The organism is Pseudomonas sp. BS3782 TE3695, from assembly GCF_050435305.1.
GTDB lineage: Bacteria > Pseudomonadota > Gammaproteobacteria > Pseudomonadales > Pseudomonadaceae > Aquipseudomonas.
Map to the genome: position 1 here is coordinate 917,519 of NZ_JBNDKB010000001.1, position 14,250 is coordinate 931,768.

Genomic DNA, 14,250 nt, shown 5'->3' on the forward strand with positions numbered 1-14,250 from the left:
CAACTGGCCGTACGTTTGCGTTGTGTCAGAGCACGCAATGCTACTGCGTCAGGCTCGCCCAAATTCTGCTCTTCAATGTAATACGGCTCGCGCACCTCTTCTAACGTGTTGCCCCACACCCGATAAGTCGCCTGCCAGACGTTGTGGCCGTCCGCTTCGGTGAGCTGTTCCGGCAGGCCGTTGAGGTCGTTGTGGTAGTAGCGGATTTTTTGCAGCGGGCCGGTGCCATCGACGCGGGCCAGGGGTTCGTAGCCTTCGTCTTCGTAGAGGTAAAGGCTGGTCAGCAAGATTGCGTGATCGTATGAAACGTTCTCTTGTTTTCATCAAAAAACAAATAAGCCTGAGAGTTGTCATGGCTTAAATCACTAATATCGAGTTGCCCCAAAAAAATCATTGGCTTTCCATCCTGTATAGGCCATTCGGGGTTTTGGAGCCATTTAGGTGGTGTCTTCAGAGAGCGAAAATCACTTTTTATTTTTTCCTTTAACCATAGCTGCAGCTCTTTGGCGCTAAGTGATTTTTTGTCTTCAATGAGGCTGGATAGATAGTCTGATGGTAGGGACAACCATTTGGGCTGAATTTTCAGCGTTAGGTTAAATAGCTCTTCGTATTTTTTTTCGACCTTGTGGGGTATGTTTTTCTTGTTTAGAAAGTCAGATAAAAGAATTTGGGTGTTATATATGGATTCGAGGTTTTCATAGTTTTGACTAATGGCGTATGTGTATAGGTCTGGTTCCGCCACGTAAGCTGGTAAGTTTTTCTCGCTTTTTAGTAGCTCTTCAATTGATGAGTTGGCATAAATTTTCCCTTCGAATTCTTTTGGCGAAATGGATGCTTCGACAAATTGCTTCACAATTTCTATAGCAGTCATTACTTGGTTCCTAGATGTCTGAAGTCATCAAGTTCGGCATGTTGTTCTCGTGTGACTTCTCGTAAGTTTCGGGGGTTGTTCACACCGACTCCGCCATTGCGTTGAGGGTTGTGATGATGCAACTCCATCGAGTTTCCGTTTGCGTCCAAGGGGGCCGAGCCACGTTTCATTCGGCTCATATTGGCTGGACTGAACTCACCTGAAGCTTTCGAGGCTTCGTGTCGATTCTTCCAATACCTTGACCTCACTACGTCCCATGCAGGAGCTTTGCCGTTAGGCAGAGGTTTATCAATAGCGTCGCCTCTTTTCCAGCGTTTGAACTGGACACAACTCCAACCCCATGGGTCCACCCATCCAACGGGGTTATGTCCATATTGATAGAGGTTTAATCCTCCCTTCAACCCAATCGGATCGGGCGTCGTAAACCGCCCCACATCCGGATCATAAAACCTGAACGTATTGAAATGCAGCCCCGTCTCCCGGTCCAGGTACTGCCCCTGGAACCGCAGGTTCTGCTCTTCAATGTAATACGGCTCACGCACCTCTTCTAACGTGTTGCCCCACACACGATAAGTCGCCTGCCAGACATTGTGGCCGTCCGCTTCGGTGAGCTGTTCCGGCAGGCCGTTGAGGTCGTTGTGGTAGTAGCGGATTTTTTGCAGCGGGCCGGTGCCGTCGACGCGGGCCAAGGGTTCGTAGCCTTCGTCTTCGTAGAGGTAGAGGCTGGTCTGCTGATGGCGATGTTCCTGCAGCAGGCGCAGGCCGTCCCAGGTGAAGCGGGTTTCTCCCAGTGGATAACCGTTGCTGTCGTGCCCGGTTTTTTCGATGCGTCGGCCCAGCGGGTCGTAGGTCATCCTGACCACACTGCCGTTGTCATTGCGCACTTCGATCAACCGGCTTTCGGCGTCGTAACCGAAGCGCTGCACGCCCCGTTTAGCGCTGCGTTTTTCGATCATCCGGCCGAAGGCGTCGTAGCGGTAACGTTTGTCCTGATAGGTCAGCAGTTTGTTGTGCACCACCAGCCCGGCGCCGGGGTGTGGGCCGTCCAGCAGGTTGGCGGCGGCGTCGTAGGCGAAGGTTTCGCGCTGGCCGTGCAGGCTGTCCTGGCTGGCGATGATGCGGCCGGTGGCGTCGTAGTGCAGCAGTTGGCGGTGTTGCGCGGCGGGTTGCTGATCGAGTTTGCCGATCAGGTTGTCGGCGGGGTCGTACTCGAAATGTTTCTGCACGGCGGCCGGCATCAGCGATGGCTGGCTGCTGTGTCGGCGTTGGCGTGAGCGTAAACGTCCGCTGCGGTCGTATTCGCTGCGGGTGCTGATCTGGCCTTGGGTGCGCAGCACTTCGCGGTGCAGGCGATCGCGTTCGAAGTCGCTGATGACCTGGCCGTCGAGGTTTATCTGGTGCAGGTGGCCGCTGCCGTAATACAGGCGATTGAGCCAGCGGCCGTCGGGCAGTTGGGTCTGGATCAGGTTGCCGAGTTCGTCGTAGTGGTGGTGCAGGCTGCCAGCCGCGCTCTGTTCTGCGAGCAACTGGCCGAGAGCATCGTAGGCGAAGCTCAGGGTTTGTGCGTTGCCATGGTGGTCGGTGAAGGTGACGGCGGTGAGTTGGTCCAGCGGATCATAGGTGTAGTCGGTGCGGCCATCGTCGGTGATTTTGGCGATCAGCCGGCCGATGGCGTCGCGTTTCAGTCGATGAACGATGGAGGCCGGGGGCGTCTCGGGGACGATGGCCAAGCCATTGCCGTAAGGCGCCGGAACAGCCGTCACCGCCGCGACGTTATCCAACAGGTCATAGGCGTAGCGCTTGGCGCTGCCATCCAGATCCTGTTGTTCGGTCAGCCGATCGCCGGCATCCCAGGCAAACCGATAACTTTCGCCGTTCTCGTTGGTCAGCGCTTGCAGCCGCCCGTAGCTGTCATACCCGAATTGCACCTGCCGGCCATGGGCGTCGGTGCGCTGACGGACCTGGCCGCGACGGTTGTGTTGATAGAGCGTGGTGTGCCCAGCCGGGTCGGTATAACCGGTCAACTGGCCGCTGACGTCGCGCTGATACTGCTCGGTGCGGCCGTCCGGCAATTGGCTGCTGAGCAGGCGCCCTTGGGCGTCATAGCTGAATTGGGTGCGTTCGCCGAGGGCATCGGTGATGGTTTGCAGATAGCCCCGGTTGTCATAGTTGAACCGCGTCGGATAACCCGAGCAATCGATGTGCTCGACCAGTTGGCCGAACGGGTTCCAGCGCAGTTTCTTGCTTTTGCCAGTGGCGTCGATGATCTCGACGACCTGGCCGTGGGTGTCGTAGCGGTAGCGGGTGATGTGGCCCAGCGGATCGGTTTCGGCGATGCAGTTGCCGCGCTGATCGTAGTGGTACCGCCAGCTGTTTCCGGCGGCATCGGTGTCCACCAATGGCAAGGCCCAGTGCTCGAGCCATAGGGTCGAATCGCTGCGGCCCAGCGGGTCGGTTTCGCCGATCAGGTTGCCGGCGTCGTCGTAGCTGTAGGCATAGCGACCGCCCTGTGGGTCGGCGGCGCCGAGCAATTGGCGTTCGTCGTTCCATTCGAACTGCCAGGTCTGGCCGAGGTTGTCAGCGTATTCGGTGATCTGGTGCTGGTTGTTCCACCGTCGTGTACTGACGCGCTGCAAGCTATCGGTGATGCGCGTGACACCGGCGTCGAGATCATAGTCGAACTGGTAAGCGTCGCCCTCGTCGGTCCAGTGCCGGACCACGCGCCATTCTTTTTCCTCGATGTAAGCCCACTCATAGAAGCAGCGCAGCCCCGTGGGCAACTGGTGCTCGACCATCCGTCGTCCGGCGTCATAACTGAAGCGCCGTTGTACCTGGCCGGTGGCGTCGCGTACTTCGGCCAGATCGCCCGCTGTGTCATAGGCATAACTGGCGAGTATTTCGCGGCCTTGATCCGGATACAGGCGCTCAACCCGAGCAACACGGTCGCGTTCGCGAATCAGCTCGACCTGCACCAGATCGAAGGTGTCGCGCAGCCGCACCAAGCGTCCGGTTTCGTCATAGTCGAGGTAGATGCGGTTGTCATTGCGATCACCCAATTGATCAAGGCGCAGCAACGCGGTATTGCCCGGCGTTGGATTGAACAAGCGATACACGCCGTCATCGCTTTCAATCAATAACTGCCCATTAAGATGGCGCCGAACACTCAGCCCTTCCCCCGCACTGAACACCGCACCACCCAGGGGAATCGAACCCATGTCGATGCGCCGACCCTGTTCATCGGTGTAGATCAGCGTTTCACCACCCTCCGGGTGCGGCAGGATCTCGACGCACACCTCATACGACACACTCCAACCCGCCCCAAACAACCCATCGCGACGTTCATCACGGCTGTTGTAGAAGCGCTGCCAATCCATCGGCAAGAGGCCGGGCAACACGAAATCCAGCTCTTCATCGCCACCCAGCACTTTGGCCCCGGTCGCCGCATGCACCGGGTTCGACGAGCCCATGGCGGCGTTGGCCATCGCCCCCATCGCACTGCTGACGGCCATCGACGTCGCGCCACCGATCAGCATGCACGGCAATTTGCTGAAGAACTTACCCTTGCCGCCTTTGAGCATCAGCAACGCGGTGACTGCCAGCCCCACGCCCGGGGTCTTGCCGCTGCGGATCTCGCGCACCACCACCGAACCGCCGCCAATGGTCACGTTGGAGGAGATCAGTCCGGACGACACGACCTTGGCGTCGCAGGTGCTGCGATCGCCGCTGCGCACGGCGGGCTGGCCGTTGATGGTGACCTTGTCCGAGCCCTCGGCCAGAAACTGCGGCGGCATTGGCGGATGCTTCATGCAGACGAGCAGGTCCAGCGGCTTGGGCACCGCGCCGGGCGCCGGGGTGGCAACGGTGGGGCGCCACATCTGGGAGAAGAAGCTCTCGGCCATGTCGAGGTAGCTGGCTTCGGCTTCGGGCTCGGGCATTTCCAGCTCGGTGCCGGCGGGCGTGACATGGGACGGGATCGCCCCGGCGGCGCGAGCGGCGGGAATATTGTTGGTGAGGGTGTTGGTGGAGCCGGTGAGAATATTTGCCTGCACCGTGGGCGGAAACAGCGCGTTGCTGAAGCTCTCGCATAAATTGCTCAGGCCCTTGTCGGCCCCGGTCTTGCTCATGGCGAGACCGACGATCGTGCCCACCACCAGGCCGAGCACGATACAACCCAACCCGCCGGTGACGACGGTGATGCCGGTGGCCGCCACCACGGCGGCTGTGGCCAGCGCGGTAATCGCGATGTTGGCTGCCACCTCGAGCACGCCACCGAGGATGTCGGCCATCATCGAGGTGTGTTCGAGCGCATCGCCCAGCCGGGCGGCCCAGAGTGCGTCAGACATGCAGGGTGCTCATCAGGCCGGAACGTCGAACAGCAGCGAATTCTTGATGGTCGCCCAATGCGCGGCTTCGGCCTCGCCGAGTTTTTCAGCTTTCACGTAGCTCAGGGCGAGCATCTTGCGGGTGCCGGGCAACACCAGTGCCAACTGGTATTGGAAGACTTTGTCGTTGCCCTTGTTGAACTGGCTGCGCAATTCGATGCCTTCGACTTGCTGGTTGGCCCCCAGGCGCACGGCGACACCCGGTTGAAAACGCAAGTCTTGCACTTGTTTTTCCAGGCGCTTGAGCTGGTCGTCGAAGTTGCTTTGCAGGGTTTCGCCCTCAGCCAGCAAGCTGCGGCTGACAATCAGCGAAGTGCCCAGTTCAGGAAACTTGAGGATGTTGATCGACGCGTCTTGCAGTTCGCCTGCCGGCAGTTGGAACTGGAATTCATTGATTCGGTAAGTCATGGAACACAGATCTCGTGATTAGCCCTTGGGCTTGGGAAACGCGGCATTGATGTTGGCATCGATGCTGGCCTTGACGCCCTGGCCATCAGGCGTGGCGCCAGCGCCGCCGCCGTTGTTCAGGTGCAGCACGCCGCCGGTGTTGATCTCGGCATCACCGCTGGCATAGAAGCTGATTTGCACGCCGGTCAGGTTGATCTGGCCGCTGGCATTGAGCTCCAGGATGCTTTCTCCACAGACCAGCCGCAGGTTCTCACCCACTTCAATGACGTAGCTCTGGCTGATGCTGTCGGTCTTGCGCTGGCCCACCGAAAGAATGTCTTCCTGTTTGACGATACGCAGGCGGTTGTTGCCGATGGTCACCGTCTCGTTATGCCCGATGCTCTTGTTGCGGTCGTGGCCCACCGAGTGGCTTTCATCCACCTCGACCACGATGTCCTGATTGCGCTCGGCATGGATGTACAGCTGCTCGGCGCCTTTCTTGTCTTCCATGCGGATTTCGTTGAAGTTCGCCGGAGTGCCACCCTTGCTCGAACGGCTTTTCATGCCGCTTTGGGTGGCGTTTTCGGGCAAGTCGTAGGGCACGGTTTGTTCGGCGTTGTAGACGCGGCCGGTGATGATCGGCCGGTCCGGGTCGCCTTCGAGGAAGCTGACGATCACTTCCTGGCCGATTCGTGGGATCTGCATCGAGCCCCAGTTTTTCCCGGCCCAGGATTGCGACACGCGAATCCAGCACGAACTGTTTTCGTTGGACTGGTCGTGTCGGTCCCAATAGAAATGCACCTTCACTCGGCCGAACTGGTCGGTCCAGATTTCCTCGCCCTTGGGGCCGACCACCAGTGCGGTCTGCGGGCCTTTGACGATAGGCCGATGGGTGTTGGGCAGGGGACGGTAGCTTTGTTGCGCGTCGATGCAGGTCAGGCTGCTTTCGAACTGCGCCGAAGCGCCAGCGCCGCCGGTTTCCCCGCTTTCCTGGGCGACGTAGTAACGGGCGCCGACGATCAGGTATTCGCGGTTCTGGTCCTGGCGGCTGAAGCCCGTGAGGCTGAACAAATGTCCCGACCCCAGGCCCCGGGCGTTGCCGGCGAACTCGACCTGTTCGTGCAGTGTTTGCAAGGCTTCGATGCGGGTGCGGGCGTAATGTTCGCCGTCTGCGCTTTGCACATAGGTGCCGGGATAGTCGTACAGCGGATAGTCGCCGGCGGTGTGTGGACGAGGCATGGCCGAGCGCACGTCAATTCGCGCGCTGGGGCGTTGGAAGTCATAGTCGTTGAGTTCCAGCGAGCCCGGCTGGACTTCCTGGGCCAGGCGCCAGTCATGAATGTGATCGCGTTCGCGCTGCTGTTCATTCTTGGGATAGTAGGGCACCGAAGCGTAGCCGGGCACGCTGGTGTGGGCGCCGTAGGCATCGGCCAATACCAGCACATGACGACCCTGTTCATGGCGGAAGAAGTAGTAGATCCCTTCCTGCTCCATCAGGCGGCTGACGAAATCAAAGCTGGTTTCGCGATACTGCACGCAGTATTCCCACTCGCGATAGGGCCGGCTCAGGGCATCTTCGAAATCGGAAAAACCCAGGTCGCGAAACACCTGCTTGATGATTTGCGGGATGGTCAGATTCTGGAAAATCCGGCAATCGGAGGTGCGGGTCAGCAACCAAAACCAAGGCCGTAGCGTGACCTGGTAGCTGGCGAACTGGCCCAGGTCGACGTTCTGGCTGCAACGAGCAACGATGCCATGGAAATAGCGCTCGCCACCGCCGTCCAGTTGCAGGCTCAGGCACATGGGTTTGCCCAGCAACTGGTTGAGGTCGATGGCGTTGTCCAGCGAGTGCAATTGCAGCTCATAGTTGAACAGCCGCCCCAGCTCTTCGCCGCCGCCCATGTCCTTGAGCAACAGCACATCCGGCCCCAGGGGGCTGGTGATTTTTGCCAAGCGTGAGAGTTGCTTGAATAGCATTAGTTATCCCTTTGCCGCCTCATTTCCCGTAGGAGCTGTCGAGCGAAGTGAGGCTGCGATCTTTTCTCGATACCACTTGAGTCTCAAGCCGAAGAGCCAGATCAAAAGATCGCAGCCTTCGGCAGCTCCTACAAAGAAAGGCGGTTTGGCCTTAGGCCGCGTCGCTGAAGTCGTAGTGCAATTCGTTATCCCGGGCGCTGATCCGCACGCCTGCCAGCGCTTTGCCTTCGAGCATGCGAGTGAGGAACTCGCGGCTCATGTCTGGCAACAGGCTGTTGGTCAGGATGGTGTCGATCATCCGCCCACCGCTTTCGGTTTCGGTGCAGCGTGAGACGATCAGGTCGATCACCGCGTCGTCGTAATCGAAGGTCACTTTGTGGGTGTTCTCCACACGCTTTTTGATGCGGTTGAGTTGCAGGCGGGTAATGGCCTTGAGCATCTCGTCGCTGAGCGGGTAGTACGGAATGGTCACCAAGCGGCCCAGCAATGCCGGCGGGAAAATCTCCAGCAGCGGCTGGCGCAGGGCCTTGGCGATCTCTTCGGGCTCGGGCACGTTTTGCGGGTCTTTGCAGACCTGGGCAATCAGCTCGGTGCCAGCATTGGTGGTCAGCAGGATCAAGGTGTTCTTGAAGTCGATCACCCGGCCTTCGCCGTCCTCCATCACGCCTTTGTCGAAGACCTGGAAGAAGATCTCGTGCACGTCCGGGTGGGCTTTTTCCACCTCATCCAGCAGCACCACGCTGTAGGGTTTGCGCCGCACGGCTTCGGTCAGCACGCCGCCTTCGCCATAGCCGATATAGCCTGGTGGCGCGCCCTTGAGGGTGGACACGGTATGGGCTTCCTGGAATTCGCTCATGTTGATGGTGATGACGTTCTGCTCACCGCCGTACATGGCTTCGGCCAAGGCCAGGGCGGTTTCGGTCTTGCCCACGCCGGAAGTGCCCGCGAGCATGAACACGCCAATCGGCTTGCTCGGGTTGTCGAGGCCGGCGCGGGAGGTCTGGATGCGCTTGGCGATCATCTGCAGGGCGTGGTCCTGGCCGATGATGCGTTTCTTCAAGTGCTGATCGAGATTGAGCACGGTTTCCAGTTCGTTACGGGCCATGCGGCCCACCGGAATACCGGTCCAGTCGGCAACCACCGAGGCCACGGCCTGGTAATCGACCGTCGGCAGAATCAGCGGGGTTTCCCCTTGCAGAGCACTGAGACGCTGTTGCAGGTCCACCAGTTTCTCGCGCAGGACGTGGCTGTCTTCACTGCCAACGTCGCGGTCTACCACGCCGACGCTTTCGCGCAGGGTGGCACGGGTGGCGAGCAGTTCGTCCACCAGGGTTTTCTCTTCGGCCCAGCGGCTTTCCAGTTCGGCCAGGCGTTCGCGCTCGGCGGCCAGCAGGTTTTCGCTGTTGCTCTGGCGGGCGCCGATGAGGATGCCGATGGCGTGCTCGCGGGCGATGATTTGCAGTTCGGTTTCCAATGCCTCTATGCGACGACGACTGTCGTCCACCTCGGCCGGCACGGCGTGCAGGCTGATAGCGACCCGGGCGCAAGCGGTGTCCAGCAGGCTCACGGATTTGTCCGGCAACTGGCGCGCCGGGATGTAGCGATGGGAGAGCTTGACCGAGGCTTCCAGGGCTTCGTCAAGGATCTGCACCTGATGGTGTTTTTCCATGGTCGAGGCCACGCCGCGCATCATCAGCAATGCCTTGTCTTCGGACGGCTCGGCGACTTGCACCACCTGGAAGCGGCGGGTCAGGGCCGGGTCTTTCTCGATATGCTTCTTGTACTCGGCCCAGGTCGTGGCGGCCACGGTGCGCAGGGTGCCCCGGGCCAAAGCTGGCTTGAGCAAGTTGGCCGCGTCCCCGGTACCGGCGGCGCCACCGGCACCGACCAGCGTGTGGGCTTCGTCGATAAACAGGATGATCGGTTTTGGCGAGGCCTGGACGTCTTCGATGACCTGGCGCAGGCGCTGTTCGAATTCACCTTTCATGCTTGCGCCGGCCTGCAACAGGCCAACGTCGAGGCTGCGCAATTCCACATCCTTGAGCGCCGGCGGCACGTCACCGGCGACGATGCGCAGGGCAAAACCTTCTACCACGGCGGTTTTACCGACGCCGGCTTCACCGGTCAGAATCGGATTGTTCTGCCGACGGCGCATGAGGATGTCCACCAGTTGGCGAATCTCTTCATCACGCCCGACAATCGGGTCAAGCTTGCCACTGCGGGCCTGCTCGGTGAGGTCGACGGTAAAACGCTTGAGCGCTTCCTGCTTGCCCATGGCGCTCGGGGCTATGGCGCCGCTGGCTTCACCGGGCACGCTGCCTGCGTTGAAACCGTCGCTGGCGCTGAGCGCATTTTCCGGCGAGTCACCGACGTATTCGGCAAAACGCTCGCTCAGGGTCTCGGCCTTGATCTTGTCGAACTCTACCGACAGTCCGAGCAGCCCATGGCGCAGGCTCGGCGTCTTGAGGATGCCCAGCACCAGGTAACCGGTACGCACCTGGCTTTCGCCGAACATCAGGCTGCCGTAGACCCAGCCACGTTCCACGGCTTCTTCCACATGGGAGGACAAATCAGTGATTGAAGTCGAGCCGCGTGGCAAACGGTCCAGGGCTTCGGTCAAGTCACGAGCCAGGCGTGCCGGCTCGATATTGAACTGGCGGATGAGGCGGTGCAGGTCCGAGTCCTGCAATTGCAGCAACTGATGAAACCAGTGGGCCAGTTCTACATAAGGGTTACCGCGTAGCTTGCAGAACACGGTGGCGGCTTCGATGGCTTTGTAGGCCACGCTGTTGAGTTTGCCGAACAACGCGGCGCGACTGATTTCACCCATGCTCTTGGCTCCTTGAGGTTTGTGAGGTGTTGGCCTGCTCGGCGTAATGCCGGGCCAGTATTAAGTCCTTGGCATCTTTTTCGGGCTTGCCCAGCCAGGTATTGAAACCCAGGCGGAACTGGCGATTGAGTTGCAGCGCCGGTACTTCGGGCTGTTTCAGAATCAGGTTCAGGTCCCAGTCCAGTTCATGGCCCAGGTATTCGGCCACCCAGGCCACCAGCTCATTGAAGGGTTGGCTACCGGGCAGCATGCTCATGTAGTCATCCAGCTTGAGTGGCCCCAGGCGAATGCGGAATTTGTGCTGGCGATCCCAGACGTAACGGCCCAGGCAAAAATCCACGCCCAATTGATGGGCGCTGACGCCCACGCGGCTGCGTTCCGGCAGTTCCAGCCATTGGCCGACGTACTCTTCGATCTCCACCGGCAGGCCGAAGTACTCGCTGAGAATGGCCTTCAAACCATCCGGGTAGCGGGTTTGTGCTGACAGATGACCGCTGTAATGTAACTTCGCCGTATCGGGGATCAGCCCTTGTTTGAGCAGGCTCGGCATGCCCCGGCCGCTCAGTGCTGCCAGGCGTGCCGACCAGTAGTCATCGTCCGGGCGGTCATGGCTGACGGTCGGCCGCGCTTCGGCCCAGGCCCGATAAAACAGGCTCAGCAGGCGGTGATGGAATACATCCAGAAAGCGTTTGCTGGTGCTGTCGGCGTTGTTGCGCTGGCGTTCGCGTACATATTCGGTGAGGTGCAGCGGCAATGGGCCGTTGGGGCCGCCGAGGCCGAAAAAGAACTGCTCCAGGCGCGCCGGTGCGCCATCGACGCCCGGCTGTACCGACGCCAGGGTCGCCGGGGCGAAGGTGCAGTCGGCTTGTTGCCCAAGACGCAGCGGATCATCGGCCAGGCGCAACGAATGGCCCAGGCGCGGCAATTCAGGCGATTCGCACTCGATACGCCGCAACGCCTGGAAGAAGTCGTATTCCCAGGGCTCCTGGTGCATCGCGTCCAGAGTACTCACAGGGTCGGACGGCGTCCGGGCTTGGCTTTCCATCGCATGATCTCGCCGCGTTCGGTGGTACGGATCACCGTCTCGGTAAAACTGTTGATCGACACGTAACGTGCCAGGAAGCGCTCGAACACTGCACCGAGCAAAAAGACGCCAGTGCCGCGAAACGCGTTTTCATCGAATTCCAGGGTGATCTCCAAGCCACGACCAAACACGATCGGGCCGGGCATCGGCAGGCGTCGGGTGCAGGCCTTGCTGCTGACTTCGCGCAGGCCTTCGATCTGCAATTGCAACGCCGCGTCGTTGCTGTCGCCATACAGACGCAGCAGTTCGCGCAGGGCGGCGGCGCCCTGGCCTTGTTCACTGAGGGACAAGTAATTCAGCGACAGCTGGCTGATCAACCGCCAGGCCTTGGCGTCATGGGCATGGCTGGCGCGTGGGCGACTTGGGCCTGCCACGCAGCGCACCGCCGCCACAGGTGCGCTGTCGGCCAGGGTGAAGTCGGTCTTGCTGTTGCCCACACTCATGAACAGCGGCAGGTCGCGGTTGGTGCACAACGCTGTTACGCCCAGTTGGCGCAGGTCGTGGCGATAAGGCGCCTGCTGGCTGTCCACCAGGCTGACGAAGGTTTCGCTGCCGATGTACGTCGAGCGCGGGCCGTTGCGCCGCTGTCCGCTGGACAGCACGCGGGGTTCGCGTCGCACCGTGTACCAGGCCTGATCGCGGCCGTAGCGAGACGGATCGCGTACCGCATAGAACGGCAAAAAAGGCTGCTCCGAGCCGGTGCCGTGGCCGGTGAGAGTGGTCAGGGAATGAATCTCGAAATCCATCGGCCGGGTGCGGTCGGCGATCACATGGTGTTCATTGACCCGTTCCGACAAGTGAATGCGATCCAGGCGCTTGGGAAACAGGTTGATGGCGGGGGTGCAGAACGGCAGAAACTGCGCAGCTCCGACGCTGCCTTCCAGGCTCGGATCGTGACGGTCGAACAGCACGATCAATTCCAGTTCCTGGCCATCACAGCGTTTGACCGGCCGGCTCAGTTGGGTGAAATCGACAAACAGAAAGCGGTGGGGCAGGGCAAAGTATTCCTGCAACAGGCGATAGCCCTGGAAGGCCCGCGAGACCACCGGCAGCGCGGCGTCGGTATCGTCGAAGCCCTGGGAGCGCAGTGCGTCCTGCGGCAGGCGTTCCACCCAATTACCGCCGGGCTGACGGGCGAACACAGCGCAGACGTTGCCCAGCAGCTGTTCGTAAAGGCGGAAAGGTTGCTCGTCTGCTCCATTGAGGTACAGCGGCAGGTTGTCCAGAGCCAGACTGTTGAACGGTAGTTCGGCGCCGGTGCGCAAGGTCAGGCGCAGGCCGGCCTTGGCCTTGGGTTCGCTGGCGGCCAGGCGCCCGAGCACGGCGGACGGGTTGCCGAAATACTCGGCCTGGCTGACCTGCAACGGCCACAACGTCACCGCGTGGGCGGTGCGGTACTCGCAGCAGGTTTGGGTTTCGCGGCCCAGAGCGGTGCGCAGGACCGTGTCCCGGGGCAGCGGGAAACCGCTGCTCAGCGAGCCTTCATCAGGGTCGGCCTGCAATTGCACCACAGTCATCGACGGTGTCGGCGCCAGGTAATGGGGATAAGCGATTTCCAGCAGGTTATGAGTAAAGGTCGGGTATTCGGCATCGAGCTTGAGCTGTACTCGCGCCGTCAGATAAGCAAACCCTTCCAGCAAGCGCTCGACGTACGGGTCGGCGCAGTCCATGCCGGACAACGTCAGCCGACTGGCGATTTTCGGGTATTCCTGGGCGAACTCCGCCGCGCTTTCGCGCACGTGGTGCAATTCCTGGTTGTACAGTTCCAGCAGGCGCGGGTTCATGAGCGTCTCCGCTGATCGGCGTTGATCACTCGCACATGGCCGGATTCCAGGTCCAGGTCGGTCTGCAGCATCAGGCGCAGCGGCACTGGCTGCGCCCAGAGATCGCCTTCGATCTCGAAACTCAGGGCGTTGTGGTTCATCTCGGCGGATGCCCGGGCCCGCACGCGCAAGGTGTTCCGTAGAATCCGCGGTTCGAACGTAGCGATGGCCTGGTGGATCAGCGCTTCAAGCGCCGCGATATCGACGTTCGACGCACTGTTGCCGGCCAGGGCTGGCAGCCCGAAGTTAACCACCGACGTGCCGGCCGGGGTGTGCAACGTCGCATCGGCGCTGAGCAATGAAGTGGTGTTAAGCAACCACGCCAGGTCGCGCAGCACCGAAGCTTTCAATTGGGTCAGGGAGAGCACACGCTTGTCGGCGCTTTCCTTGAGGTTGCTCGGGTCGTCGTCGGTCAACCGGTCCAGCAGGGACGGTTGCAGACGATCGCGGGTAGCGATTTCGGTTACCACGTAAATGGCCCCACATACATTTTTTGGTCCCCGCCCGAGCCGCAGGAGGCATAGTTACTCGCGGCGCCCGCTTCCAGGGCCCCGTTGATTTGGCGGATAGCCTGCATTTTGCTGAGGCAATCGCGGCTGGGCGCTGGCATGTGCTCGCTACGCCAGACCGCGAATATCGGGATGTCGTTGAAAGTCTCTACACGCAGCCTTTGCGGTTTATCCAAACTGAAGCTGCAAGGCCATTCCATGTCCAGCTTCATACGAGTCTGGTCGGGTTTGACCAGTGTGCATCGGCCCTGATTGTCAACCAATCTGAGTTGTTGTCCGACGAAGACTGCCTGGGTGGCTGTTGGTTCAGCATGTTGGGCCCATGCGCCCAGGCTGATGAAATTCATCGCCAGGCACACGGTGAGCAGATGCTTTTTCATTGATGAA

At 60.3% G+C, this 14,250-nt stretch carries 9 protein-coding genes and 1 pseudogene; all 10 read right to left on the minus strand.

Going from position 1 to position 14,250, the window contains the following annotated elements:
• Positions 1–59: 59 nt before the first annotated feature.
• Positions 60–287: pseudogene (locus tag ABH909_RS04085) on the minus strand (RHS domain-containing protein); the annotation flags it as partial.
• Positions 281–871 (minus strand): hypothetical protein, encoded by a 591-nt coding sequence (locus ABH909_RS04090; protein ID WP_429430697.1) that lies wholly within the window; start codon positions 869–871, stop codon positions 281–283. The pseudogene ABH909_RS04085 and the gene ABH909_RS04090, both read right to left, overlap by 7 nt.
• Entirely contained in the window at positions 871–5,214 is a 4,344-nt protein-coding gene (locus tag ABH909_RS04095; protein WP_429430699.1) for an RHS repeat-associated core domain-containing protein, read from the minus strand. The genes ABH909_RS04090 and ABH909_RS04095 overlap by 1 nt, the downstream gene beginning before the upstream one ends.
• Positions 5,215–5,226: 12 nt before the next feature.
• Positions 5,227–5,661: a DcrB-related protein gene (locus tag ABH909_RS04100; RefSeq protein WP_123500815.1), complete on the minus strand. Its 435-nt coding sequence runs from the start codon at positions 5,659–5,661 to the stop codon at positions 5,227–5,229.
• Between the two features lie 18 nt (positions 5,662–5,679).
• Complete coding sequence (locus ABH909_RS04105) at positions 5,680–7,617, minus strand: type VI secretion system Vgr family protein (RefSeq protein WP_429430701.1); 1,938 nt, start codon at positions 7,615–7,617, stop codon at positions 5,680–5,682.
• Between the two features lie 151 nt (positions 7,618–7,768).
• Positions 7,769–10,447: a type VI secretion system ATPase TssH gene (gene tssH / locus ABH909_RS04110; protein WP_429430703.1), complete on the minus strand. Its 2,679-nt coding sequence runs from the start codon at positions 10,445–10,447 to the stop codon at positions 7,769–7,771.
• Entirely contained in the window at positions 10,440–11,492 is a 1,053-nt protein-coding gene (gene tssG, locus ABH909_RS04115; protein WP_429430705.1) for a type VI secretion system baseplate subunit TssG, read from the minus strand. The genes tssH and tssG overlap by 8 nt, the downstream gene beginning before the upstream one ends.
• Entirely contained in the window at positions 11,456–13,315 is a 1,860-nt protein-coding gene (tssF, locus tag ABH909_RS04120; RefSeq protein ID WP_429430707.1) for a type VI secretion system baseplate subunit TssF, read from the minus strand. The genes tssG and tssF overlap by 37 nt, the downstream gene beginning before the upstream one ends.
• Positions 13,312–13,824 carry a type VI secretion system baseplate subunit TssE gene (gene tssE, locus ABH909_RS04125; protein WP_123357168.1) on the minus strand — a complete coding sequence of 171 codons (513 nt, stop codon included), beginning with the start codon at positions 13,822–13,824 and terminating at the stop codon, positions 13,312–13,314. Before tssE ends, tssF begins: the two co-directional genes overlap by 4 nt.
• Entirely contained in the window at positions 13,818–14,243 is a 426-nt protein-coding gene (locus tag ABH909_RS04130) for a hypothetical protein (protein ID WP_429430709.1), read from the minus strand. Before ABH909_RS04130 ends, tssE begins: the two co-directional genes overlap by 7 nt.
• Positions 14,244–14,250 lie beyond the last annotated feature (7 nt).